Origin of the sequence: Neisseria subflava (genome assembly GCF_003044935.1) — a bacterium.
GTDB lineage: Bacteria > Pseudomonadota > Gammaproteobacteria > Burkholderiales > Neisseriaceae > Neisseria > Neisseria subflava_E.
This window is the reverse complement of the sequence record NZ_POXP01000001.1, coordinates 821371-844951: the sequence shown is the minus strand read 5'-3', so window position 1 is coordinate 844951 and position 23581 is coordinate 821371. Positions and strand designations below refer to the sequence as shown.

23 protein-coding genes, 7 tRNA genes and 1 pseudogene are annotated in these 23581 nt (G+C 49.4%); 16 read left to right on the top strand and 15 right to left on the bottom strand.

The annotated features are described in order from the left end of the window. Positions 1-80: 80 nt before the first annotated feature. Positions 81-542, bottom strand: a complete 462-nt coding sequence (locus DBY95_RS04105; protein ID WP_107723472.1) for a c-type cytochrome — start codon at positions 540-542, stop codon at positions 81-83. A gap of 132 nt (positions 543-674) precedes the next feature. On the opposite strand from DBY95_RS04105, the gene DBY95_RS04100 reads away from it, so the two are divergent. From DBY95_RS04100 to DBY95_RS04075, 6 genes are all read left to right on the top strand, one after another. Continuing rightward, positions 675-1499 (top strand): SDR family oxidoreductase, encoded by an 825-nt coding sequence (locus tag DBY95_RS04100; protein ID WP_107723471.1) that lies wholly within the window; start codon positions 675-677, stop codon positions 1497-1499. Between the two features lie 113 nt (positions 1500-1612). After that, positions 1613-2086 carry a Fur family transcriptional regulator gene (locus tag DBY95_RS04095; RefSeq protein WP_003746077.1) on the top strand — a complete coding sequence of 158 codons (474 nt, stop codon included), beginning with the start codon at positions 1613-1615 and terminating at the stop codon, positions 2084-2086. Continuing rightward, complete coding sequence (locus DBY95_RS04090) at positions 2074-3003, top strand: CobW family GTP-binding protein (RefSeq protein WP_107723470.1); 930 nt, start codon at positions 2074-2076, stop codon at positions 3001-3003. Before DBY95_RS04095 ends, DBY95_RS04090 begins: the two co-directional genes overlap by 13 nt. Before the next feature lie 99 nt (positions 3004-3102). Then, positions 3103-4158, top strand: a complete 1056-nt coding sequence (locus tag DBY95_RS04085; protein WP_003746080.1) for an ABC transporter permease subunit — start codon at positions 3103-3105, stop codon at positions 4156-4158. 36 nt (positions 4159-4194) lie between these two features. Further along, a complete protein-coding gene (locus DBY95_RS04080; protein WP_107723469.1) occupies positions 4195-5235 on the top strand; it encodes an ABC transporter permease in 1041 nt (346 codons plus the stop codon). Positions 5236-5345: 110 nt separating this feature from the next. Then, the gene (locus DBY95_RS04075) at positions 5346-6026 is read left to right on the top strand and encodes a sulfite exporter TauE/SafE family protein (protein WP_003680951.1); all 681 of its coding nucleotides are present in this window, start codon (positions 5346-5348) and stop codon (positions 6024-6026) included. Between the two features lie 85 nt (positions 6027-6111). On the opposite strand, the gene DBY95_RS04070 is transcribed toward DBY95_RS04075, so the two are convergent. From DBY95_RS04070 to xseA, 3 genes are all read right to left on the bottom strand, one after another. Continuing rightward, positions 6112-6921, bottom strand: a complete 810-nt coding sequence (locus DBY95_RS04070) for a sulfite exporter TauE/SafE family protein (RefSeq protein ID WP_107723468.1) — start codon at positions 6919-6921, stop codon at positions 6112-6114. Between the two features lies 1 nt (position 6922). Further along, positions 6923-7702 (bottom strand): CDP-diacylglycerol--serine O-phosphatidyltransferase, encoded by a 780-nt coding sequence (gene pssA / locus DBY95_RS04065; RefSeq protein ID WP_107723467.1) that lies wholly within the window; start codon positions 7700-7702, stop codon positions 6923-6925. 123 nt (positions 7703-7825) lie between these two features. Beyond that, positions 7826-9175, bottom strand: a complete 1350-nt coding sequence (xseA, locus tag DBY95_RS04060) for an exodeoxyribonuclease VII large subunit (protein WP_107723466.1) — start codon at positions 9173-9175, stop codon at positions 7826-7828. Between the two features lie 181 nt (positions 9176-9356). Between xseA and lpxK the strand changes: the two genes are divergently transcribed. The 9 genes from lpxK to rfaD all read left to right on the top strand — a co-directional run bounded on the left by lpxK (position 9357) and on the right by rfaD (position 16375). After that, positions 9357-10370, top strand: coding sequence for a tetraacyldisaccharide 4'-kinase (gene lpxK, locus DBY95_RS04055; protein WP_107723465.1), 1014 nt, complete (start codon positions 9357-9359; stop codon positions 10368-10370). A gap of 126 nt (positions 10371-10496) precedes the next feature. Further along, complete coding sequence (locus DBY95_RS04050; protein ID WP_107723464.1) at positions 10497-11063, top strand: DUF2059 domain-containing protein; 567 nt, start codon at positions 10497-10499, stop codon at positions 11061-11063. Between the two features lie 105 nt (positions 11064-11168). Beyond that, positions 11169-11351: a Trm112 family protein gene (locus DBY95_RS04045; RefSeq protein ID WP_049329252.1), complete on the top strand. Its 183-nt coding sequence runs from the start codon at positions 11169-11171 to the stop codon at positions 11349-11351. Next, entirely contained in the window at positions 11348-12109 is a 762-nt protein-coding gene (gene kdsB / locus DBY95_RS04040; protein ID WP_107723463.1) for a 3-deoxy-manno-octulosonate cytidylyltransferase, read from the top strand. The genes DBY95_RS04045 and kdsB overlap by 4 nt, the downstream gene beginning before the upstream one ends. A 13-nt stretch (positions 12110-12122) precedes the next feature. After that, entirely contained in the window at positions 12123-12656 is a 534-nt protein-coding gene (locus DBY95_RS04035; RefSeq protein WP_107723462.1) for a 3-deoxy-manno-octulosonate cytidylyltransferase, read from the top strand. A 57-nt stretch (positions 12657-12713) separates the two neighbouring features. Next, complete coding sequence (gene adk, locus DBY95_RS04030; protein ID WP_003746105.1) at positions 12714-13361, top strand: adenylate kinase; 648 nt, start codon at positions 12714-12716, stop codon at positions 13359-13361. A gap of 110 nt (positions 13362-13471) precedes the next feature. Next, on the top strand, positions 13472-14212 hold the full coding sequence (pyrF, locus tag DBY95_RS04025) for an orotidine-5'-phosphate decarboxylase (RefSeq protein ID WP_107723461.1): 741 nt from the start codon (positions 13472-13474) through the stop codon (positions 14210-14212). A 55-nt stretch (positions 14213-14267) separates the two neighbouring features. Then, positions 14268-15230 (top strand): D-glycero-beta-D-manno-heptose-7-phosphate kinase, encoded by a 963-nt coding sequence (rfaE1, locus tag DBY95_RS04020; protein WP_107723460.1) that lies wholly within the window; start codon positions 14268-14270, stop codon positions 15228-15230. 140 nt (positions 15231-15370) lie between these two features. After that, positions 15371-16375 carry an ADP-glyceromanno-heptose 6-epimerase gene (gene rfaD, locus DBY95_RS04015; protein WP_049335592.1) on the top strand — a complete coding sequence of 335 codons (1005 nt, stop codon included), beginning with the start codon at positions 15371-15373 and terminating at the stop codon, positions 16373-16375. A 230-nt stretch (positions 16376-16605) separates the two neighbouring features. Here rfaD and DBY95_RS04010 read toward each other — a convergent pair. The 11 genes and pseudogenes from DBY95_RS04010 to ccoG form a co-directional block, all read right to left on the bottom strand. Beyond that, positions 16606-16901: pseudogene (locus tag DBY95_RS04010) on the bottom strand (transposase); the annotation flags it as partial. A 146-nt stretch (positions 16902-17047) separates the two neighbouring features. Then, positions 17048-17137 (bottom strand) — tRNA-Leu (locus DBY95_RS04005). Positions 17138-17158: 21 nt separating this feature from the next. Then, positions 17159-17236, bottom strand: a tRNA-Cys gene (locus tag DBY95_RS10560). 10 nt (positions 17237-17246) lie between these two features. Beyond that, a tRNA-Cys gene (locus DBY95_RS04000) sits at positions 17247-17320 on the bottom strand. A 31-nt stretch (positions 17321-17351) separates the two neighbouring features. After that, positions 17352-17427, bottom strand: a tRNA-Gly gene (locus DBY95_RS03995). A 21-nt stretch (positions 17428-17448) separates the two neighbouring features. Next, positions 17449-17524: transfer RNA gene (locus tag DBY95_RS03990), tRNA-Gly, on the bottom strand. A 24-nt stretch (positions 17525-17548) separates the two neighbouring features. Then, positions 17549-17624, bottom strand: a tRNA-Gly gene (locus tag DBY95_RS03985). Positions 17625-17658: 34 nt separating this feature from the next. Continuing rightward, a tRNA-Gly gene (locus DBY95_RS03980) sits at positions 17659-17734 on the bottom strand. A gap of 94 nt (positions 17735-17828) precedes the next feature. Continuing rightward, positions 17829-18389 carry a CDP-diacylglycerol--glycerol-3-phosphate 3-phosphatidyltransferase gene (pgsA, locus tag DBY95_RS03975; RefSeq protein WP_107723669.1) on the bottom strand — a complete coding sequence of 187 codons (561 nt, stop codon included), beginning with the start codon at positions 18387-18389 and terminating at the stop codon, positions 17829-17831. A 676-nt stretch (positions 18390-19065) separates the two neighbouring features. Next, a complete protein-coding gene (locus tag DBY95_RS03965; protein WP_107723459.1) occupies positions 19066-19632 on the bottom strand; it encodes a FixH family protein in 567 nt (188 codons plus the stop codon). Between the two features lie 3 nt (positions 19633-19635). After that, positions 19636-21120 (bottom strand): cytochrome c oxidase accessory protein CcoG, encoded by a 1485-nt coding sequence (gene ccoG / locus DBY95_RS03960; protein ID WP_107723458.1) that lies wholly within the window; start codon positions 21118-21120, stop codon positions 19636-19638. A 444-nt stretch (positions 21121-21564) separates the two neighbouring features. On the opposite strand from ccoG, the gene tkt reads away from it, so the two are divergent. Continuing rightward, entirely contained in the window at positions 21565-23544 is a 1980-nt protein-coding gene (gene tkt, locus DBY95_RS03955) for a transketolase (RefSeq protein WP_107723457.1), read from the top strand. Positions 23545-23581 lie beyond the last annotated feature (37 nt).

Sequence of the window (23581 nt, the reverse complement as noted above, 5' to 3'; positions counted from 1 at the left end):
TAATATAGAAAGATTTGAAGTCAGTTGAAGAAAAGGCCGTCTGAAAATGATATTTCAGACGGCCTTTATTGCTTTGAGCCTTATTCCGGACCGCGGAATGTGTCGTGGCAGGATTTGCAGGTTGCACCGGTTTCGCCGTAAGCGGCTTTGATTTCTTCGAGCTTGCCGGTTTGGGCGGCGGCGTTGAGTTTCTCAACCGCAGCGACGAATTTTTCTTCTTCGGCTTTGAATGTGGCTGTGTCTGTCCAGATGGCAGGCAGGGCGCGGCCGTTGCCTTGAGGGTCGGATTCAAACAGGGTGAACGGTTTTTTGCTGTTTTCAGCAAAAGTGGCTGCAGCTTGTTTGAATTTCTCAACGTCGTAAGGCTCTTCGTCTTTGACCATTTTGCCCATGCGGGTAAACTCAGGCATCATGGTTTTGAATGCGGCAGTGCGGTCTTCGGAAATAGGGCCTTTAGGCTGGGAAGGTGCGCCGCTGCCGCTGCAGGCGGAAAGGGTAAGCGCCACTATTGCCAAAGCAACAGGGAGAAAACGGGTTTTCATATGGAGTGTGTCCTATTGTAATGATATGATTATCGTTAAATTTAAAATCAGCTGGCCAAACTCTCAGGCCGTCTGATAAGGCGTTATCATACCTTAAACCCAAATCTGAAACGAGTACAGAAAGGAAACGATATGGCAATTTTGATTACCGGGGCATCGGCAGGATTCGGCGCGGCAATGTGCCGTACTTTTGTTGCGGCAGGCTATCATGTCATTGGTGCGGCACGGCGCGAAGACAAATTGCAGCAGTTGGCAGAGGAATTGGGCGAGCAGTTTTACCTTTTGGAAATGGATGTTTCTCGCACTGAGTCGATTCAAAACGCTTTGAACAGCCTGCCCGAGCATTTATCCGAAATCGATTGCCTGATCAACAATGCAGGTTTGGCTTTGGGTTTGGATACTGCCGATAAAGCCGATTTTGGCGATTGGGAAACCATGATTCAAACCAATATCATCGGCCTGACTTTTCTGACCCGCCAGATTTTGCCGCAAATGGTTGCGCGCAAACAGGGCTACATCATCAATTTGGGTTCTATTGCCGGCAGTTATGCTTATCCCGGCAGTAATGTCTATGGCGCGACCAAGGCTTTTGTGCGCCAATTTAGCATGAATCTGCGCGCCGAATTGGCAGACAAAAATATCCGTATTACCAATATCGAACCGGGCCTGTGCGGCGATACCGAGTTTTCCAACGTCCGTTTCAAAGGCGACGACCAGCGTGCGGCCGAGGTTTATGAGAATGTCGAGTTTATCCAGCCGCAAGATATTGCCGATACCGCTTTATGGCTCTACCAGCGTCCTGCGCGGATGAACGTCAATTCCATCGAAATCATGCCGGTTGCCCAGACCTTTGCAGGCATGAAAGTTTACCGTGACGCGCCTGCTCCGGCGAAGGAAGAAACGTTTGAAAAACAAAGCATGTCTTTGTTTGGAAAAATTAAATCTTGGTTTAAGTAATCGGCATCAGGCCGTCTGAACGTTTCAGACGGCCTCTTTGTTATCTGAAATTGAGTAAACACGCTATAATGTAATTTTTTATTAACAAGGCCGTCTGAAAGGCTGTTTCAGTTATGAACGCAATCAAACAAAAAATCTTAGAACAAGCGCAGCGCGATGGCGTGCAGGTAACCGCATTGCGTGAGCAAGTGCTTGATATTGTTTTGAAACAAAGCGGCGTGATTAAAGCCTACAACGTTCTGTCGCAGATGCAGCAGCAAAGCGAGGGTGTGGTTGCGCCGCCGACGGCCTACCGCGCCCTTGATTTTTGGGCGGAACAGGGAGTTTTGCACAAAGTGGCGGCGGTCAACGGCTATATTTTGTGCAGCCACGCGCAGCACGAGTGCAACGACCATTGCCACGACCACGAAGAAACAGAGGCGCACCACAGCGCGTTTATTTTGGTTTGCACCGAATGCGGTACGGCGGATGAGCAGACCTTGAGCCAAGAATGGGCGGCCTTGCGTGCAGGCGTGGCTGAAACCGGTTTCTCATTAAAAGAAGAACATGTTGTTTTAACAGGAATTTGTAAAAAATGTCAGAAGTAAAAAAGACCAAAGTCCACCTGATTTCAGGCTTTCTCGGAACAGGCAAAACCACCGCACTCAAAAGTCTGATGGCGCAAAAAGACCCGAATGAAAAATGGGTCATCATCGTCAACGAATTTGGCGAAATCGGCATTGACGGCGCCGTCTTGAGCGACAACGGCATTCCCGTGGTAGAAATCGCCGGCGGCTGTTTGTGCTGTACCGCCGGCGCGCAAATGGGGACGACCGTACAAAAAATGCTGCGCGATGCCCAACCCGACCGCTTGATGATTGAAGCCAGCGGCCTGGCACACGCCGCCAGCGTTATCGACGAACTGAAAGCCAAGCCGCTCGACAGCATGCTGGAAATCGGCGCCGTCTTTACCGTTGTCGATCCGCGCCAGTTTATTAATCCCGATTACGCGCAACAGGCTTTGTATAAAGACCAAATCGGCATTTGCGACGTATTGGTCGCCAGCAAAACCGACTTGTGCACGCCGGAGCAACTGGCCGAATTTCATGATAAAGCGGCCAAACTGTTCCCGCCCAAAGCCAAAGTGGTTGAAGTCCAAAATGCGCAACTCGACATCCAGTGGCTTGATATTCCCGTGGTCGAAAAATCGCGCTACCGCCTCAAAGCCCTGCCGGACAACACCATGGGTTTCCAGTCTCAAGGCTTTACTTTCCCTGCCGGGCGCGATTTCGACGGCGAAAAATTGACCGATTTCTTCAACGACCTGCCTAAATTGACAGACGGCCTCGTCCGCGCTAAAGGCGTGTTCCAAGTGCTCGGTACTTGGGTATGGCTCAACTGGGTGGACGGACAATGGGGCGCAAATCAGGTTTCATGGCGCCGCGACTCGCGCTTCGAGCTGATTGCCAAATCCTTTGACGCGGATTTGATTGAGAAAAAATTGCTGGAGGCTTTGGAGAAGTAAATCATCGTCCAAACGCTTATTAATCCGTTACGATAACGCCGTCTGAAGCAAGCGGTTTCAGACGGCCTTCAAATCAAAAAAATAGAGGAACACTTAACCATGTGGCGTTATATCTTTCATCGTTTGCTCCTTTTGATTCCCACGCTGTTGGGGATTTTGGCGATTACTTTCGCCGTGATTCAGTTTGTTCCCGGCGGCCCGGTGGAGCAGATGGTTCAGCAGCTGACGCAGGGCGCGGTTGGCGGCGAAACGGCGGGACACAGTATGCCCGGAACTTTGGCCAAAAACGGCAACCGCATCAGTGCGGAAGATTTGGCCGCGCTGAATGCTTTATACGGTTTCGACAAGCCGCCTTTGACGCGTTTTGCCGATATGGTATGGAAATTCGCCCGTTTCGATTTGGGCGAGAGCTTTTTCCATCACCAAACTGTGTTTGAATTGGTGAAAGAAAAAATGCCGGTATCGATGAGTTTGGGTTTGTGGACGTTTTTCCTGACTTATTTGATATGTATTCCGTTGGGTATTGCCAAGGCGGTCAGGGATGGCAGCCGTTTCGATACGATTACGGGTATGATCATTTTGGTCGGCTATACCGTACCGCCGTTTGTCTTGGGCTTGGTGTTGCTGGTGTTGTTTGGCGGCGGCAGCTTTTTTGCCTGGTTTCCGCAGGGTGGCTTGGTCGGCGATGATTTTGATACGCTCTCTTGGGCAGGTAAAGTCAAAGATTATTTGTGGCATATGGCTTTGCCGATTACCGCTTCGGTGGCAGGCAACTTGGCGGTGATGACCGTATTGACGAAAAACGTGTTCCTTGAAGAAATCCGCCGTCAATATGTTTATACCGCGCGAGCTAAGGGCTTGCCTGAGAAACAGATTTTGTGGAAGCATATTTTCCGCAATGCCATGATTCCTCTGATTACCGGTTTCCCGGCCGCATTTATCGGCGCATTCTTTACCGGAAGCCTGCTGATTGAAACGTTGTTCTCGCTGGATGGTTTGGGTTTGCTGTCTTATGAGGCAGTGATGAAACGCGATTATCCTGTCGTAATGGGTACGCTGTATGTGTTCACGCTGATGGGGTTGTTGGCTAAATTGGTGTCGGATATTTCTTATTCATGGGTCGATCCGCGCATTCACTTTGGCGGACAGAAATAAGGCCGTCTGAAAATATCTTCAATCCATTATTAAAGAATGTTTCGAACCATGAAAAAGAAAAAATCTACTTCAAACCCTACTTGGCAAGCCTTTAAGCAGCATAAGCGCGGTTGGTTGGCTTTGCGGATTTTGGCCGTTTTGTTTGTCGTCACTTTGCTTGCTCCTTTGTGGAGCAACGACAAACCTTTGTGGATACGCTATCAGGGCGAGTATTTCTTCCCCTTGGTAAACGAATATAACGAAACCACATTTGGCGGCGATTTCGATACGCCTGCGGATTATCTGGATCCGCTTATCCGCCACAACATTACCTCAGACGGCAATTTTGCCCTTTACCTGCCCAATCCTTACGATGCCGATACCTTGAACGATTTTGATACGGCACCCGATCCGGCCAAACCGTCCGAACGGCATATCTTGGGAACGGACGACCGCGGCCGCGACCTGTTGGCGCGCTTGGTTTACGGTTTCCGCGATTCGCTGCTGTTTGCCTTGGTGTTGACTGTGGTGACTACCGTAATCGGCGTGGTTGCAGGCGCGGTACAGGGTTATTTTGGCGGTAAAACCGACCTTCTGATGCAGCGTTTTATCGAGGTTTGGGGCGGTATGCCGGAGTTGTACCTCTTGATTATCCTGTCTTCGTTCTTTAATCCGGGGCTGTTGATTTTGCTGGTGTTGCTGTCGCTTTTCGGCTGGATGGGCTTGTCCGACTATGTCCGCGCCGAGTTTTTGAAAAACCGTCAGACCGATTATGTTTTGGCGGCGCGCGCGATGGGCGTGAGCAATCGTGAAATCATGTGGCGCCACATCCTGCCCAACAGCTTGACGCCGGTATTGGCCTTCCTGCCTTTCCGTATTTCCGGTGCGGTACTCGCCCTGACCAGTTTGGACTTCTTGGGCTTGGGCGTACCTGCCTCACAGGCAAGTTTGGGCGAGTTGTTGGCGCAAGGCAAAGACAACTTGGACGCGTGGTGGATCGGCTTGTCTGCCGTTGCTACGCTGACGGTGATGCTGCTTTTGCTGGTCATGATTGGCGAAGGTTTGCGTCAGGCATTTGACGTACGCGCACGCAGTTAATTGCTTTTCTAAAGTGTGAAGAGGATGGGCGGAAAAGCTTATCCTGTATTCTTAGGGCCGTCTGAAAAGTTTCAGACGGCCTCATCCATTCGTTTGAATCATTAAAAACCATGAATCAAGAAATCACATTTCTTACTCTTTTTCTGCTCGGCTTTTTTGGTGGAACACATTGTGTCGGCATGTGCGGCGGATTGAGCAGCGCATTCGCTTTACAGCTGCCGCCACATTTAAACCGAATCGGGCTGATTGTATTGTTGAACTTGGGGCGCATCAGCAGCTATGTCGTCATTGGTCTGTTGGTCGGCTTGGTCGGGCAGGTCGGCATTTCCTTGGACGATACGCGCGCGGTTCAAAATGGTTTGTATATTGCCGCCAATGTTTTGCTGCTGTTGCTCGGTCTGTATCTTGCCGGTATTTCAACTGCTGCAACCAAAATCGAAGGCATCGGCAAACCGATATGGAAACGCCTGAATCCTTTGCTGAACAAATTGCTGCCTATTAAATCGGTGCCTGCCTGTTTCGGCGTGGGCGTGCTTTGGGGTTGGCTGCCTTGCGGTTTGGTGTACAGCGCGTCTTTGTATGCTTTGGGCAGCGGCAATGCCTTGCACGGCGGGCTGTATATGCTGGCGTTTGCATTGGGGACATTGCCGAACCTGCTTGCGATGGGTATATTTGCAGCGCAGTTGAAAACCTTTCTGCAAAAACGCATGGTTCGTTTGTGCGCCGGATTATTGGTGGCAGGATGGGCGATATGGCGCTTGGCCGTATTTGCGATGGGGCAAATCGGGTAAGGTAAAAAGGTTTTATTTAGTTTGTTTTATTGCCATTAAAAAGGCCGTCTGAAAGATTTTCAGACAGCCTTTTTCACAAGAAAGATTAGTGTATCAAATTCCAAGCCATCTTGGCGGCAATCAGCAGCAACATAATGCCGAAAGCAATTTTGAGTTTTCGGGCGGGCAGCTTGTGCGCCGTTTTTACGCCGAGCGGAGCAAAGAGGATGGTGGCAACGCTCAATATGGCCACGGCCGGAAGATAGATAAAGCCTACCGTGCCTTCAGGCAGGTTGGCAATATGCAAACCGTTGGCAAAATAGCCGATGGTGCCGGCAATCGCAATCGGCCATGCTAAACCTGAAGATGTGCCAATGGCGCGGTGCGCCGGAAAGTTGCAATACAGTAGAAATGGAACGGATAGCGAACCGCCGCCGATACCGACCCAACTCGAAGCCGCCCCAAAAAGCGTGCCGACGGCTGTCAGGCCGGGGAGGGCAGGCAGGGTGCGTGAAGGTTTGGGTTTGGAATCGCGTAGGGTTTTGAGTGCGATAAAGGCAAGAAATGCAATGAAGAAAACCTGCAAAGCCAGCGTCGGCATATATTTTGCCGACACCGCGCCGAGGAGTACGCCAAGTATCATGCCCGGCGTCATTCGGCGGACGGTCGCCCAATCGATGGCGTGTTTTTTATGCTGGGCATACATGCTGGAGAAGGTGGTAAACACCATTACGGCAAAGGAAGTGCCGATGGCAAGATGCTGGGCATAGGGGTGGCCGCCTATGCCTTGCAGCTGCAACGCCCATAAGACAACGGGGACAATCAACGTGCCGCCGCCTACGCCGAATAGTCCGGCAATAAAGCCCGCCGCGCTGCCGACGGCGAGCAGGGCAAAGATGATGTCCCAAGACCACATTTCAGACGGCCTTGTCGTGTTTGTGTGCTTTATGGCGTTTTTTAAACCAACGGATGATTGCCATCACATAACCGGACAGGCTGTAACCGAGGAAAAATAGGAAGAGGACGAGCGAAGGCTCCCAATTGATCAAAAGCAGAATCAATACGGCCAACACCATGCCCATAAACGGCACTTGGCGGCGGATATTGATTTCTTTGAAGCTCCAAAACGGAATCTGCACAATCATGGAAATGCCGGCAAACAGGGTGATACCCAATGCCCACCAATGCACGTTGGGGAAACGCTCGACGCTGTGGTTGACCCAAATCAGGCCGACAATCAACGCAGCGGCGGTCGGGCTTGGAACGCCGATAAACCAACGTTTATCGACTTTGCCGATAAGTGTGTTGAACAGTGCCAAACGCAGGGCGGCGCAGGCGCAGTAGATAAAGGCGACGGAATAGCCGATTTTGCCAAACTGCCAAAGTTGCCATTTGTAGGCAATCAGGGCAGGCGCCACGCCGAAACTGACCATATCGGCAAGGCTGTCGAGCTGTTCGCCGAACGCGCTTTGGCTGTTGGTCAGCCGCGCAACGCGTCCGTCCATGCCGTCGAGCAGCATGGAAAGGAAAACTGCAATCGCCGCCGTTTCATAACGTCCGTGCATGGACTGGGTAATGGCGAAGAAGGCGCAAAACAGTGCGGCGATGGTAAAGGAATTGGGCAGCAGGTAAATGCTGTTTTTGCGGATGGAGTTGCGTGGAGGAGTCGGATTTTCTGTATTTTGTGAGTTGTCCATAATGTTTCCGTATATGCTGCGTATGCAGATGAGGCATTATACCGCATTGGCAGGTTAAGGATTTTTAAAAGGCAGACATAGTTTCACTTCAATCGCATCAAGTTTCAGACGGCCTTTATTTTGTCAGTCAAACAACTCGCCCTGCGCCTGCTCTTTGGTCACGCGTACGTCGGTTTCGCCGTCGGCAAAAGTGATGTGCAGTTTTTGACCTTGCTTCAACGTATCGGCATTGCGGATGACTTGTCCGCGAGTGTTTTTGACGACCGAGAAGCCGCGTTCCAGGATATGCTGCGGCGAGACGGCTTCGAGCAATGCAGCTTGGGCTATCAGGCTTTGACGGCGGTAGGTAAGCAGCTGGCGGAAGGAATGCGACAGGGCCGTCTGAAAACGGTCAATATTGTTTTTGTAAACGGAAACATCAGGACGGCAATGTTTCAGAGTTTGGGTTTGGCGTTCAAAACGGGCGGTGTGGGCGCGGAGGTTTTGCGTCATCGAGTAAGACAGCATTTGCGCCAGCTTGCTGATTGAAGCGCGCTGCTCGTCAAGTTTTTGGCGCGGATGACGGATTTGCCGTGCGAGCCAGTCGAGTTTTTGGCTGGCATCGAAATAGCGTTGTTCCAAAACGGTTTTCAGACGGCCTTGCGCTTGGGCGAGGCGGTGTAACGATTCTTGGCGGTTGGGGCTGACCAATTCTGCCGCGCCGGTTGGCGTGGGTGCGCGCACGTCGGCGACGAAATCGGCGAGTGTGAAATCGGTTTCGTGTCCCACGCCGCTGACAACGGGAATTGCGCAGGCTTCGATGGCGCGCACAACCGGCTCTTCATTAAACGCCCACAAGTCTTCAATGCTGCCGCCGCCACGACAGACAATCAATACGTCACATTCGGCGCGTTGCGAAGCTGTTTTAATCGTTTGGGCAATTTGTAACTCGCTGCCTGTGCCTTGAACGGGCGTCGGATAAACAATAACGGGAATTTCGGGCGCGCGGCGGTTTAAGGTGGTCACGACATCGCGCAATGCTGCCGCTGCCAGGCTGGTGACGATGCCGATACATTGCGGGTGGGTAGGCAACGGTTTTTTGCGTTCCGCCGCAAATGCGCCTTCCGCCTGCAACTGAGCTTTCAATCGTTCATAGGCTTCGTAAAGCTGCCCCAAGCCTTTGAGCCGTACTTCGTTTACGGTAATCTGAAATTCGCCCCGCGCTTCGTAAATACTGATTTTCCCTGATACTTCGATATGGTCGCCTTCTTTCAAAGGCTTCGCCAAACGTATGGCTGCACCCTTAAACATTGCGCAACGCACCTGCGCGCGGCTGTCTTTGAGCGAGAAATAATAATGTCCGCTGGCGGCACGGGTCAGGTTGGATACTTCGCCAGCAATCCACAAGCCTGCGAGATGGTCTTCCAGCAAGGCTTTGGCGAGGGCATTGAGCTCGGATACGGAAATGGAGGAGGGCGCGAAAAGTTCGGACATTGCGAAACAGAAAAAATTTTGGAAAGCTGAATTATAAGGGTTTTAGAGCGATTCGTTGTATTCGTTTTCATGAAACTTGCGCCCTTTGTTTTAATATTATCAAAGCCGCATGTTCAGACGGCCTTGTCTAGGCAGGCTTGTGTTATATTATCGTTTGATTTTTGCTTCAAAAGCCGTGCGTATGCCCAAACTCCACCAGATTATCGAACGCCATTGGCAATCCCCCAATCCGTTTTTGACTTTGCTGTTAAAACCATTGTCCAGGCTGTTTGCCAAAATTGCGGCGAAACGGCGCGATGATTTTGTTTCAGGCCGTCTGAAAAGCGAAAAATTGCCTGTGCCAGTGGTGGTGGTCGGTAATATCCATGCAGGCGGAACAGGAAAAACGCCGATAGTCGCCGCGTTGGTGTCGGGTTTGCAGGAAAAGGGCGTTAAGGTCGGTATCATCAGCCGAGGTTACGGGCGCAAGAGCAAAGCAGTTCATGTATTGAATACAGCCAGTAGTACGGCAGATGCAGGCGACGAGCCTTTATTGCTGTTTCGCCAAACCGGTGCGCCGACGGCGGTAGGCAGCAGTCGTGCAGAAGCAGGCAGGGCATTGCTTGCAGCGCATCCGGAGCTTGAATTGATTGTGGCCGACGACGGCTTGCAACATTATGCCTTGCAACGCGATATGGAAATTGCTGTATTTCCGGCGGCGGATACTGGTCGGACGGATTTGGATTCACTGCCCAACGGCAGTTTGCGTGAACCTTTGTCTCGGTTGGCTTCCGTTGATGCGGTTGTCGTCAGCGGGGGGCAAGCAGATACGGCATTCAGGCCGTCTGAAAATATGTTTGCCAGCCATATTGAAACAGGGCAGATTTACTGTTTGAACAGGCCGTCTGAAAAATTGGATTTAGAAGGCTTGGGAAATCAAACCGTCGCCGCCGTCGCGGGTATTGCCAAGCCGGAGCGTTTTTTCGATTCGTTGCGGAATATGGGCATTACCTTGAATCAAACCGTTGCCTTGCCCGACCATGCCGACATCGCAGCAGCGGACTTGCCCAATGCGGATGTGGTCATTATTACGGAAAAGGATGCGGTCAAGTTTTCAGACGGCCTTAATCTGAATCATGTATGGGTATTGCCTGTTTGTGCGATAATCGAACCTAATTTGGCGGCGTTCGTGTTGGAGCAGCTGGAAGATTCCTAATAGGTCTCCTGAAATTAATGGATGCTTTGTTGTGATTCGCCTTTAATAATAAGGAAATTTATGAACCTGAAAAAATTGCTGCTCACTATTGTTGCCATTTCCCCTAAGCCTTAAAAAGGAGAAAAAATGAAATTGAAAACTTTATTGTTGCCTTTTGCTGCTTTGGCCTTGTGTGCCAATGCGTTTGCCGCTACACCGAGCGATGAGTCGCTGGAGCGTTTATATCAAGTACAGAAGGCAGATTTAATATTTGATCAAGTTTTTCAAGATTCTGAAAAAATGGTCATGAGTTTTCCGCAAGTAAAAGAAATGTTAGCAAATGCTCCAGAGAGTAAGCAACGTCAGCTGAAAGCAGTGATGAGCAAATATTTGCGTCAGATGTATGCTGAGATTCGAACGCCTGCAGTATATGCAGAGTTGCGCCAAATAACATTGAACGGTATGAAAACTGTTTATACACAAAAAGAAGTAGATGCTATGATTGATTTTTATAGTAGTCCCGAAGGGCAATCTATTTTAAATAAAACATCGCGTTATATGGAAGCTTCCGTAGTGCCTGTTATGACATTAATACATAAAAAAACCGAAAGATTCAGCCAAAAAAATCTTCCTAAGTTGGAGAAGGATTTTTATCAAATAATGTGTAGTGGGAAAAATCCTGCTCCTGCTTGCCCTAAGGCATCAAATAAGTAGAATGAATAAATATAAAATGGCGGCTGATGTTGTCGATACAAAAAAGGCCGTCTGAAAACGAGTGCAGCAAGTTTCGCTAAAACCATCAAACCCGAAAGTAACCCCATGGAAAAAAAATTCTTAGACATCCTTGTTTGTCCTGTGACCAAAGGCAAACTCGAATACCATCAAGACAAACAGGAATTGTGGAGCCGTCAGGCGAAGCTGGCTTATCCGATTCGTGACGGCATCCCTTATATGTTGGAAAACGAAGCGCGCCCGTTAAGCGAAGAGGAACTGAAAGCATGACCGAATTTGTCGTATTAATTCCGGCGCGGTTGGATTCTTCACGTCTGCCGGGAAAGGCTTTAGCCGATATTCACGGTAAACCGATGGTTGTGCGTGTCGCCGAACAGGCGGCGAAAAGCAAGGCCGCGCGTGTTGTCGTTGCTACCGACCATCCCGATATTCAGACGGCCTGTCAGGCGCATGGTGTCGAAGTGGTCATGACTTCCAATCAACACGAAAGCGGTACAACGCGTCTTGCCGAAGCGGCCAATACGCTGAAACTGCCGCAGCATCTGATTGTTGTGAACGTACAAGGCGACGAGCCTTTAATCGATCCCGAACTCATCAACCGTACGGCTGAAGTTTTGGTTGAAAACAATGTGCAAATGGCGACGGCCGCCCACGAATTGCACGATTTTGACGAGTTTATGAATCCTAACGTTGTCAAAGCCATCCTCGACAAAAACCGCAACGCCATCTATTTCAGCCGCGCCCCGATTCCTTTTCCGCGCGACGCCATGCGCGCCGAAAAACGCGAATTACCTTCAGAAACAGCTGTTTTGCGCCACATCGGCATTTATGCCTATCGTGCAGGTTTCCTGCAACGCTATTCCGAAATGGAAGTTTCTCCTTTGGAAACCATTGAATCTCTGGAACAATTGCGCGTCCTGTGGCACGGTTATCCGATTGCTGTTGAAATCACCCAAGAAGCGCCTGCTGCCGGCGTGGATACGCAGGAAGATTTGGACAGGGTAAGGGCTGTGTTCGAGGCCGTCTGAAAGGAAAAAAAACATGAATGATTTACGCCATTTGAGCCGTGACGAACAAAAACTGCTTGCCGATGTCGCTTTGCTGGTCAAAGACGACGATCAAGAGTTCAACTACGAAATGTTGAAAGTGGCCGCGCCCGACGAGGCCAGCGGCGAATTTTGGTTTCGCATGGCAGAAATGCTCAGCACCCTGCCGCCCAACCAGTCTTTAGATTTACGCATGACCGGCGGACGGTTGGCGGTCGCTGTATCGATTTTATCGGTGTTGTTGCAGGAAAGCCCCGACATTCCCCAGCTTTGGGCGCAAAAAGTGATTGCGCTCAACTATCTGGCACACGGCCATCGGACACGCGCCCTCGGTTTGGCGCAACAGCCGGACAAAGCGGCAGAAGCCAACGAGGAAGAATATTTGGCAAAAGCCTTGTCCCAAAACCTACTTTCCACGTTGAAAGACGCATTGGAACGCTTCCCCGAAGACAGCTGGTTTATCGAAATGCGCGATGATGCGTGGCAGCACTTTGGCGCAGAGCAGGCCGTCTGCAGTTTTGAACGATAAACGCAAGGCGTGTAGAATTAAACAAACATCAAATCCATAAACCAAGAAGGACTCATCATGAAAGTATTATTGTTGGGCGCACCAGGCGCCGGCAAAGGCACACAGGCTCAATTCATCACTGCTGCATTCGGCATTCCTCAAATCTCTACCGGCGATATGCTCCGCGCTGCCATCAAAGCAGGCACTCCGCTGGGTTTGGAAGCAAAAAAAATCATTGATGAAGGCGGTTTGGTTCGCGACGACATCATTATCGGTATGGTTAAAGAGCGCATTGCCCAAGACGACTGCAAAAACGGTTTCCTGTTTGACGGTTTCCCACGCACATTGGCACAAGCCGAAGCCATGGTTGAAGCTGGTGTGGATTTGGATGCCGTAGTTGAAATCGATGTACCTGACAGCGTGATTGTCGACCGCATGAGCGGCCGCCGCGTGCATTTGGCTTCCGGCCGTACTTACCACGTTACCTACAATCCGCCTAAAGTTGAAGGCAAAGACGACGTAACCGGCGAAGATTTGATTCAACGCGACGACGACAAAGAAGAAACCGTGAAAAAACGCCTTGCCGTTTACCACGAGCAAACCGAAGTTTTGGTTGATTTTTACAGCAAACTGGAAGGCGAACATGCGCCTAAATACATCAAAGTTGACGGCACCCAAGCAGTAGAAGCCGTGAAAGCCGAAGTATTGAAAGGTTTGGGCAAATAAGTTTTGCCAAAGTAAAATCATGAGGCCGTCTGAAAAAATACTTTCAGACGGCCTTTTGTGTACAAAAGCTGTTAAAATCGAAGCTATAACCGTTTATCCGCAGGCATCTTATGAATCCCTTGATCTCCGACTTCCAAACTCAGCAACAACGTACTCCCGTCATCGTCGCCCTCGATTTTGCCAACGAAAAAGATACGCTTGGATTTGTCCGTAATCTTGACCCGACATTGTGTCAAATCAAAATCGGCAAAGAGCTGTTTACTGCAACCGGCCGCAATTTGGCAGAAAGCTTAATCAATCAAGGTTTCAAACTTTTCCTCGATTTGAAATACCACGATATTCCCCATACAGTCGCTCAGGCCTGTAAAGTTGCCGCCGATATGGGCGTTTGGATGGTCGATATGCACGCCTCCGGTGGCCGCCGTATGATGGAAGCTGCAGCAGAAGCCGTTGCCGGATATCAAACCAAGCCGCTTTTGATCGGCGTAACCGTGTTGACCAGCATGGAACAAAGTGACTTGGCAGAAATCGGTTTGAACATTGCCCCTGAAGAACAAGTCATCCGCTTGGCGAAACTGGCGCAAAGTTCAGGCTTGGACGGCGTGGTATGTTCCGCTCAAGAAGCCACACCATTGCGCCGTGAATTGGGACAGGATTTTGTCTTGGTAACACCGGGCATCCGCTTGGACGTTGCCGGCAATAATGACGACCAACGCCGTATTATGACACCGGCTGAAGCCTTGGCTGCAGGTTCAACCTATTTGGTAATGGGCCGCCCGGTAACCAAAGCTGCCGATCCGGTAGCCGTATTGCGTGAAGTGAACCGCGTGGTAAACCTTGAAGCAAACTGATTTTCAGGCGACCTTACAGGTTGAGGTCGTCTGAAAAAAACATAACGGAGGCAATATGCCCACCAAGTTCCAACAAGAAACTCTCAAATCCCGTTTTGCACAAGCCAAAGTCTTGGTTGTCGGCGATGTGATGCTCGACCGCTATTGGTTTGGCGACGTGTCCCGTATTTCGCCCGAAGCGCCCGTGCCGGTGGCGAAAATCGGACGTATCGACCAACGCGCGGGTGGTGCGGCAAACGTTGCGCGCAATATCGCCTCATTGGGTGGCAAAGTAGGGCTGTTGTCCGTAACTGGCGATGATGAAGCTGCAGATGCACTGGATGCGTTGATGGTGCAAGACGGTGTTTCTTCCTATCTGATGCGCGACAAACAAATTGCGACTACTGTCAAACTGCGAGTTGTTGCTCGCAACCAGCAGCTTATCCGACTTGATTTTGAAGAGCAGCCTCATCGTGAGGTATTGGAACAAATCAAACATCAATATCGAGAAGTGTTGCCTGAATACGATGCCATTATTTTTTCAGATTACGGCAAGGGCGGTTTGTCGCATATTTCCGATATGATCGATTGGGCGAAACAGGCCGGTAAACCCGTTTTAATCGACCCGAAAGGCGATGATTACGAAAAATATGCCGGCGCTACGCTGATTACGCCTAACCGTGCAGAATTGAAAGAAGTGGTGGGCAGCTGGAAAAACGAAAACGATTTGACCGAAAAAGCCCAAAATCTGCGCCGTCATCTCGACTTGACCGCGATTTTGCTGACCCGAAGCGAAGAGGGTATGACCCTGTTCAATGAGGGCAAGCCGATTTATCAGCCTACAAGGGCTCAAGAAGTCTATGATGTATCCGGTGCGGGCGATACCGTTATTGCCGGAATGGGCTTGGGTTTGGCGGCAGGCTATACCATGCCTGAAGCGATGCACCTTGCTAATACGGCAGCGGGCGTTGTCGTGGCAAAACTTGGTACGGCGGTTTGCTCGTTTGCAGAGTTGAATAAGGCATTGGAAGAGCAATAATGATTGTTTCAGACGGCCTTAAAATTCTAAATGCCGTCTGAAAATAGAGTTGGAAAATAATCCAGACAGAAAAGTTTTTATTTTCAGACGGCATGATTACTTCAAGGCCGTCTGAAAAATCAAAATAAAGGAAACTCATTATGACCATTATCGTAACAGGCGCAGCCGGCTTTATCGGCAGCAACATCGTCAAAGCACTTAACCAGCGCGGTATTACCGACATTGTTGCCGTCGACAATCTGAGCAAAGGTGAAAAATTTAAAAACCTTGTCGAGTGTGAAATTGCCCACTATCTTGATAAACACGAATTTATCCGCCAAGTGCGCGGCCATCTTTTGCCTTACGACAATATTGAAGCGGTTTTCCATCAAGGCGCATGTTCCGACACCATGAATCATGACGGCCTTTATATGATGGACAACAACTATCAGTACACGCTCGACCTCTTAGATTGGTGTCAGGACGAACGTATTCCGTTCCTCTATGCTTCCAGTGCCGCCGTGTACGGCAAAGGTGAAATCTTCCGCGAAGAGCGCGAACTGGAAAAACCACTCAATGTATATGGCTACTCTAAATTCTTGTTTGACCAAGTATTGCGTCGTCGCATGAAAGAAGGTCTGACAGCCCAAGTTGTCGGCTTCCGCTACTTCAATGTTTACGGACAACAGGAGCAACACAAAGGCCGAATGGCGTCCGTCGCCTTCCACCATTTTCATCAATACCGCGAGCATGGCTATGTTAACCTGTTTGGCGCTAATGACGGCTATGGTAACGGCGAGCAAACACGCGACTTTGTCAGCGTAGAAGACGTTGCCAAGGTTAACCTTTACTTCTTCGATCATCCTGAGCTTTCAGGTATCTTTAACCTTGGTACAGGCCGCAGCCAACAGTTTAACGAACTTGCCGCTGCCACCGTCAACGCCTGCCGTACAGCCGAAGGCAAGCCTGAAATGAGTTTGAAAGAGTTGGTTGAAGAAGAGCTTATTCGCTATATCCCATTCCCCGATGCACTTAAAGGCAAATATCAGAGCTTTACTCAAGCGGATATTACCAAGCTGCGCGAAGCCGGGTATAAAGAAGAATTTTTGGATGTAAAACAAGGCGTCAGCCGTTACGTTAAATGGATGCTGGAGAACTTGGTTTAAGTCCTTCTGATTTGAATGATAAGGCCGTCTGAAAAAGGATTTTCAGACGGCCTTATCATTTTGGGAAATTTTAAAATGAGACCTTTGCAAAATTCCTTTTCCTTCCAGCAGCCGAAATCCAAACATAGATTTTCGGCTGTTCTCGCTCCAAGTATCCACTGATTCTACTCAACCCCCCCTCCCTCTTTATTCTCCCCGGATACCCGATAATCAGGTATCCGGGCCGCCTTTTAGGTAATAACAGGCGCACTTAGCCTGTTAGCCGCTTTCAACAGGTTTAAACACATTGCCTTCAGATGGCTTTGTGCACTCACTTTAATCAGACCGAAATAGGCTACCCGAGTGTAGCGGGACTTACGGTGCAGCGTACCGAAGCTTTGTTCGACCACATAACGGGTCTTCGATAGATGTCGGTTACGTTTGGTTTACGCTTCCATCAGCGGACGGTTACGGTGGGCTTTGCGCATAATGCCGTCCAGCAAACGATGATTACCAGATGCTACCGGTCTTCCTCATTGTCATAGCCTGAGACCTTTGCACGATCTTGTCACATTTGACACAAATGGCGCAAGTTAGACACAAATAAGGCACAAACAAAAAAGACAGCCTTACAAATAAGCTGTCAATTAGAAATTTGGAATATTAGGTTTTTCAATGAATTCAGATATTTATTGGTGCCCGGAGCCGGAATCGAACCGGCACGGCCGGTTTAGGGCCGACGGATTTTAAGTCCGTTGTGTCTACCTATTTCACCACCCGGGCGTAGACAGTAAATTGAGAAATTGGAGGCGGGGGCGCGGATTTGAACCGGCCTATATAAGGGTTGCACCCCTTATAGCATAAACACTCTGCCACCCCGCCATGAAAGGGATGGAGGCGAGAGTCGGAATCGAACCGGCGTAGACGGATTTGCAATCCGCTGCATAACCACTTTGCTATCTCGCCAAAACTACGTTTGAGTGTTGTAGTATGAAACTGGAGCGGGAAACGAGTCTCGAACTCGCGACCTCAACCTTGGCAAGGTTGCGCTCTACCAACTGAGCTATTCCCGCGTATTCGGATGCATGATTTAATGGAGCGGGAAACGAGTCTCGAACTCGCGACCTCAACCTTGGCAAGGTTGCGCTCTACCAACTGAGCTATTCCCGCATTTGAGTGCATCTGAAATTAAACTGGAGCGGGAAACGAGTCTCGAACTCGCGACCTCAACCTTGGCAAGGTTGCGCTCTACCAACTGAGCTATTCCCGCATATTGAAAAAGAACAATCAACAAGTAATCAGTATGGAGCGGGAAACGAGTCTCGAACTCGCGACCTCAACCTTGGCAAGGTTGCGCTCTACCAACTGAGCTATTCCCGCTCTGATATTTGTTGCTTCGTATATCGAAGAAGACGCAATTATTATGGATTTAATTGTGTGCGTCAAGTGTTTTGTTTTTATTTTTTTAAAAATTTTATTTGAATTCTCTCCATGCCATTTTCAGGTAGTAGCACATGGACCAGATGGTCAATACAGATGCTATAAACATCAATATGTTACCAATGAGATAGAAAGGGTCGTTATATTTGTCCGTACCGATAAGTAAAAGGAAGATGGCGATCATTTGGGCAGTAGTTTTGAATTTGCCGATAGTGGCCACTGCAACGCTGCCGCGTTTGCCCATTTGTGCCATCCATTCGCGCAAGGCGGAAATGGTAATTTCTCGTCCGATAATAATCATGGCGAAGATGGCGTATGTTCTGCCAAGGCTGACGAGCAGGAGCAGGGCAACTGCGACCATGAGTTTGTCGGCAACAGGGTCAAGGAATGCGCCAAAGTCGGAAGTTTGTTTCCAGCGGCGTGCCAAAAAGCCGTCGAACCAGTCTGTAATAGCGGCAAGTGCAAAGATGATAGCGGCTGTCCAGTTGACGGTTTGTGGTTGAATCCATGTGTTCGGTAAATAGAATAGGATGGTGAACACGGGGATTAATAGGACGCGCATCCAGGTAAGTAAAATAGGTATGTTCCAAGGCATGGTTTGGGATCTTTTGGATGATGTGTCGGATTGTTCATTATAGCTTATTTGTTCACTCTGCTTTTTGAAGTGTTGTTTTTTTGCCGACAAGTATTTCGGGCATAGATTTTTGTCGTGTGGGTTGTGAAGAAAATCTGCTAAGGCCGTATGAAAAATAGGCTGTTGCGGGGTGTAAATGTTTTTGGGTAGAAAAGTAGCTGCGAAATAGTGGGCAATAAGGTCTGCCTGCTGTTCGATATTTAATTGGTTGATGTGGGGTAAGGGGATGGGGTAGGCGTAAGCTTTGCGTTTTCTGTATCCGCCTTTGAGCATGATGAATAGGCCGGAAAGCCAAACTTTGTGACCGCGCTGGTGTTGCCAGACATGTGTCAGCTCATGAATCAGCCAGATTTTGTAGGCGATCCCGGCTTGAGTGAAATCTTCGGGGCAGTGTTTACGCGGAAAGTATATGTTTCCATTGGGCGCAATGGCGGTATTGGCGTTGGGTATAAGTGGAATGCCGCGATATATTTTGATGCGGTGGAAGTTTATGCTGTCCGCAAAAACTTGTTTTGCCATACGGACTTCATTTTCGGTAAGTCTGCGCCAATCGGAAAAAATCATATTTGGAAGGGAATATAAGAGGGTATGAAGATTTCAGGCCGTCTGAAAGGTTTCAGACGGCCTGGGTCGGGATTTATTGTTCTGTTGAAGCGGCTTGTTTTCCGTTGTCGAACAATTTGTCCATGGGGGTCAGGTTGACTGCATTGCCTTGGCTGACTATCCATTTGTTTTCAACACGCCATACGCCTGAGGCATCTTCAACGCGTAAGTACCAATGATTGGTTGGGCGTAAAGGTTTAAAGACGGCTTCGTATTCCATGCGGCCGTTTTGTGGTTCGGCTGTTACGGCGCGCAGCTTGACGGTTTGGTCATCGGCTTTGCGCGTTGGGTGCATCAACAATAGGTTTAATGGCTGTTTGGTATCGAATTGTCCGCTGACGAATACTTTGGCGGCATTCATATCCGGACTGATTAAGACCTGCACCTGAATTTGCCGTTTAACGGCTTCTTCATCGCGGTGAAGTTGGATTTCGATGTGTTTGCCGTCTTTGTAGTAATCGTCAGACACCAAGTCTGTCGTGTGTTCTTTTGCGACGAAGAACATGGAAACGCTGGCGATAACGACGAAGATGGGGCCGGCCATCAGCACCCAGGGCCAAATATGTTTGTACCAAGGTTTGATTTTGGGTTGTGAGGACACCGTTTATTCTCCGATAAAGGTTGCTTTTTCTTCTAAAGTAGTCGGTTTGGAGTCGGCAGAGCCGGTCTCGTGATAGATAAAGGTAAATTCAATCGGATGGCTGCCTTTGTCGGCGTATTCGGGAATGGTAGATACCTGTACCGGGATGGTAACGGTTTCCCGCGGCGCAATTTTAATACCGTTTTCAGGCAGGCCGGTCAGCGCGATTTCATCAAAGCCTTTGACGGTTGCAGTCATCAGTTGTTCATTTTCACTATTGTTGATAATGCGCAGGTTATAGGCATTTTCCAACCAGCCTTGGCTGTTTTCGCGAACCATGACGCCACGGTCTTTCAGGATATCGACTTCGACCATTTTTCGGGTGGAAATGCCGACCAGGAAGGCGATGATGACCACCAGGAGTACTGCGCCATAACCAGCTACACGCGGACGTTTCAAGCGTTTTTTGATGTCGCTTTCAGGGTATTCGTGTTCCAACGCGCCTTCGGTCGTATAACGGATTAAGCCGCGCTCGTAGCCCATTTTGTCCATGATTTCGTCGCAGGCATCGATACACGCCGCGCAGCCGATACATTGGTATTGCAAACCGTCGCGGATGTCGATACCGACGGGACAGACTTGCACGCACATGGTGCAGTTGATGCAGTCGCCCAAGCCGCTGTCTTCTTTGTTGGCGGTTTTCTTGCGTGCGCCGCGCGGTTCGCCGCGTTCGGTATCGTAAGAAATAATCAGCGTGTCTTTGTCAAACATTGCACTTTGGAAACGTGCATACGGACACATATGCAGACACACTTTTTCGCGCATGATGTGGGCGAAGAAGAAAGTCATGAATCCGTAAAATGCTGCGGCAAACATTGCGCCGCCGCCTGCTGCTCCGGTGAATAAATCGGGAATAAATTGGCGGATCGGGATAAACCAGCCTGCAAAAGTGATACCTGTCCATGCGCAGACAAGGAAAATCAGCAGGTATTTGGTGGCCTTAATGCGAATTTTAGTAAAGTTCCAAGGCGATTTTTCCAGTTTCAGGCGTTTGTTTCTATCGCCTTCGACCAAGTTGTCGATCCACAGCATAATTTCGGTGTAAACTGTTTGCGGGCATGAATAGCCGCACCACAAACGACCGGCAATGGTTGTCCACCAAAACAATCCGAATGCGCAAATCATCAGCAGCAAGGCAAGGTAGATCAAATCGCCCATGCCCAGCGACAGTCCGAAAATGAAGAAATGACGGTCAGGGATATTGAATAAAACCGCCTGACGGCCGCTCCAGTTGAACCATGGAATAACGTAAAATACAAACTGGGTCGCCAATACGGCGGCGATACGCAGTTTGGCAAAGCGTCCTTCTGCCTTTTTAGGATGGATGCGTTCGCCTTCGGGATGGATTTGAATCACGCTGGATTTGGGTTTGGAAGGTTTGGGCGCAGTGGCTTTTGCTGTTTTTTCTGTTGAGGGTGTGGTGTTTTCAGCTTGGTTTTCTGGTGACATTTCAGTGTTCCTTGATGAAGTGCACACAAGCCTGTTGTCATGGTAGTAGTTTGATGTGAATATTTTCAGACGGCCTTTCGCGTGCATACAAATCATAACATTTGACTCTATTCAAAGCAAAAGAGGGACTTCGTCTTAACGATGGATTCCTTGTGGCCGTTTGATGTAGGGCCGTCTGAAAAGGGCAGTATTCAAAGGTTTACGAATCAGCCTGTATGCAAACTTATAGTGATTTGCTATTTACACGATAAAAATATATAAAGCACTGTTTCAAAACGAAATAACAGTTAATATCATCTATCCTGTTCGTTTCGGGCAACCGAGTGGAAACAGGCCGTCTGACAAAGCGAATATCAAAAGCTATCCTTGAAAGCACGGCTGATTCAGGCGATAATCGGCACACCTTTTTTCATATTTCCAATCTTGTCCAAGGAAGGTCAAACCATGTCTCAACTGGCAAACGCAATCCGTTTCCTCTCAGTCGATGCCGTACAAAAAGCCAACTCAGGCCACCCGGGTGCGCCTATGGGTATGGCGGAAATGGCAGAAGTGTTGTGGACGAAGTTCCTCAATCATAATCCGGCTAACCCGAAATTCTACAACCGCGACCGTTTTGTCCTCTCCAATGGTCATGCTTCCATGATTCTTTACAGCCTGTTGCACCTGACCGGCTACAACGTTTCTATTGATGATCTGAAAAATTTCCGCCAACTGCACAGCAAAACCCCCGGCCATCCGGAATACGGCTACACCGACGGCGTGGAAACCACGACCGGCCCATTGGGACAAGGTATTGCCAACGCAGTGGGTATGGCTTTGGCCGAAAAAATCTTGGCTGCCGAGTTCAATAAAGACGGCTTGAACATCGTTGACCACCACACTTACGTCTTCATGGGCGACGGTTGTATGATGGAGGGCGTATCGCATGAAGCCTGTTCGCTTGCCGGTACTTTGGGCTTGGGCAAACTGATTGTTTTATATGATGACAACAATATTTCCATCGACGGTAAAGTGGACGGATGGTTTACCGAAAATATTCCGCAACGCTTTGAAAGCTACGGCTGGCATGTGATTCCAAATGTAAACGGTCATGATACTGATGCCATTCAGACGGCCATTGAGGCGGCCAAAGCCGAAACCGGCAAACCTTCCCTGATTTGTTGCAAAACCTTAATCGGCAAAGGCAGTGCTAACAAAGAAGGCAGCCACAAAACCCACGGTGCGCCTTTGGGTGCGGACGAGATCGAAGCCACGCGCAAACATTTGGGTTGGGCTTATCCTGCGTTTGAAATCCCTCAAGAGATCTATGCTGCATGGGATGCAAAAGAAAAAGGCGCGAAACTTGAGGCCGAATGGAACGAACTCTTCGCTCAATATCAGGCCAAATATCCTGCCGAAGCCGCAGAATTTGTGCGCCGCATGGATAAAAAACTGCCTGAAAACTTCGATGCTTACGTTCAAGCCGCATTGAAAGAAGTGTGCGCCAAAGCAGAAACCATCGCCACCCGTAAAGCCAGCCAAAACAGCATCGAAATCTTGGCAAAAGAGCTGCCTGAATTGGTGGGCGGTTCTGCAGACTTGACCCCGTCCAACCTGACTGACTGGTCAAACAGCGTTTCCGTTACCCGCGAACACGGCGGCAACTATATTCACTACGGCGTTCGCGAGTTCGGCATGGGCGCAATCATGAACGGCCTTACCCTGCATGGCGGTGTTAAACCATTCGGCGCGACTTTCCTGATGTTCAGCGAATACGAGCGTAATGCTTTGCGTATGGCGTCGCTGATGAAAATCAACCCTGTATTTGTGTTTACCCACGATTCCATCGGTTTGGGTGAAGACGGTCCGACCCACCAACCTATCGAGCAAACTGCCACTCTGCGCCTGATTCCAAATATGGATGTATGGCGTCCATGTGATACCGTTGAATCTTTGGTAGCGTGGTCTGAAGCCGTTAAAGCGGCCGATCATCCGTCCAGCCTGATTTTCAGCCGTCAAAACCTGAAATTCCAAGCGCGTGATGAGCAACAACTGAACGACATCAAACGCGGTGCTTATGTAATCAGCGAAGCTCAAGGTAATGCGCAAGCTATTGTAATTGCTACCGGTTCTGAAGTTGAATTGGCTCTGGAAGCACAAAAAGTATTGGCAGAACAAGGTATCGCCGTACGTGTCGTTTCCATGCCGTCTACCAATGTATTCGACCGCCAAGACGCCGCCTATAAAGCCGCCGTTCTGCCGGAAGGTTTGCCACGCGTAGCCGTAGAAGCCGGACATGCCGACGGTTGGTATAAATACGTCGGTTTGAACGGCGCCGTGGTCGGTATCAACCGCTTCGGCGAGTCTGCACCTGCTGACTTGCTGTTCAAAGAATTCGGCTTTACCGTAGACAATGTGGTTGCCACTGTTAAATCCGTTTTGTAAATCAGATTTTTGATTGAGATAAAAAGGCCGTCTGAAA

What these genes read in the sequence shown, in the direction of transcription:
- DBY95_RS04105 (WP_107723472.1), bottom strand. Translation starts at nt 542, where the DNA reads ATGAAAACCCGTTTTCTCCCTGTTGCTTTGGCAATAGTGGCGCTTACC.
- adk (WP_003746105.1), top strand. Translation starts at nt 12,714, where the DNA reads ATGAAAGTATTATTGTTGGGCGCACCAGGCGCCGGCAAAGGCACACAG.
- xseA (WP_107723466.1), bottom strand. Translation starts at nt 9,175, where the DNA reads ATGTCCGAACTTTTCGCGCCCTCCTCCATTTCCGTATCCGAGCTCAAT.
- kdsB (WP_107723463.1), top strand. Translation starts at nt 11,348, where the DNA reads ATGACCGAATTTGTCGTATTAATTCCGGCGCGGTTGGATTCTTCACGT.
- DBY95_RS04090 (WP_107723470.1), top strand. Translation starts at nt 2,074, where the DNA reads ATGTCAGAAGTAAAAAAGACCAAAGTCCACCTGATTTCAGGCTTTCTC.
- DBY95_RS04070 (WP_107723468.1), bottom strand. Translation starts at nt 6,921, where the DNA reads ATGTGGTCTTGGGACATCATCTTTGCCCTGCTCGCCGTCGGCAGCGCG.
- tkt (WP_107723457.1), top strand. Translation starts at nt 21,565, where the DNA reads ATGTCTCAACTGGCAAACGCAATCCGTTTCCTCTCAGTCGATGCCGTA.
- DBY95_RS04095 (WP_003746077.1), top strand. Translation starts at nt 1,613, where the DNA reads ATGAACGCAATCAAACAAAAAATCTTAGAACAAGCGCAGCGCGATGGC.
- rfaD (WP_049335592.1), top strand. Translation starts at nt 15,371, where the DNA reads ATGACCATTATCGTAACAGGCGCAGCCGGCTTTATCGGCAGCAACATC.
- pssA (WP_107723467.1), bottom strand. Translation starts at nt 7,702, where the DNA reads ATGGACAACTCACAAAATACAGAAAATCCGACTCCTCCACGCAACTCC.
- DBY95_RS04045 (WP_049329252.1), top strand. Translation starts at nt 11,169, where the DNA reads ATGGAAAAAAAATTCTTAGACATCCTTGTTTGTCCTGTGACCAAAGGC.
- DBY95_RS04035 (WP_107723462.1), top strand. Translation starts at nt 12,123, where the DNA reads ATGAATGATTTACGCCATTTGAGCCGTGACGAACAAAAACTGCTTGCC.
- ccoG (WP_107723458.1), bottom strand. Translation starts at nt 21,120, where the DNA reads ATGTCACCAGAAAACCAAGCTGAAAACACCACACCCTCAACAGAAAAA.
- lpxK (WP_107723465.1), top strand. Translation starts at nt 9,357, where the DNA reads ATGCCCAAACTCCACCAGATTATCGAACGCCATTGGCAATCCCCCAAT.
- DBY95_RS04100 (WP_107723471.1), top strand. Translation starts at nt 675, where the DNA reads ATGGCAATTTTGATTACCGGGGCATCGGCAGGATTCGGCGCGGCAATG.
- pgsA (WP_107723669.1), bottom strand. Translation starts at nt 18,389, where the DNA reads ATGCCTTGGAACATACCTATTTTACTTACCTGGATGCGCGTCCTATTA.
- DBY95_RS04075 (WP_003680951.1), top strand. Translation starts at nt 5,346, where the DNA reads ATGAATCAAGAAATCACATTTCTTACTCTTTTTCTGCTCGGCTTTTTT.
- rfaE1 (WP_107723460.1), top strand. Translation starts at nt 14,268, where the DNA reads ATGCCCACCAAGTTCCAACAAGAAACTCTCAAATCCCGTTTTGCACAA.
- pyrF (WP_107723461.1), top strand. Translation starts at nt 13,472, where the DNA reads ATGAATCCCTTGATCTCCGACTTCCAAACTCAGCAACAACGTACTCCC.
- DBY95_RS04080 (WP_107723469.1), top strand. Translation starts at nt 4,195, where the DNA reads ATGTTTCGAACCATGAAAAAGAAAAAATCTACTTCAAACCCTACTTGG.
- DBY95_RS04050 (WP_107723464.1), top strand. Translation starts at nt 10,497, where the DNA reads ATGAAATTGAAAACTTTATTGTTGCCTTTTGCTGCTTTGGCCTTGTGT.
- DBY95_RS04085 (WP_003746080.1), top strand. Translation starts at nt 3,103, where the DNA reads ATGTGGCGTTATATCTTTCATCGTTTGCTCCTTTTGATTCCCACGCTG.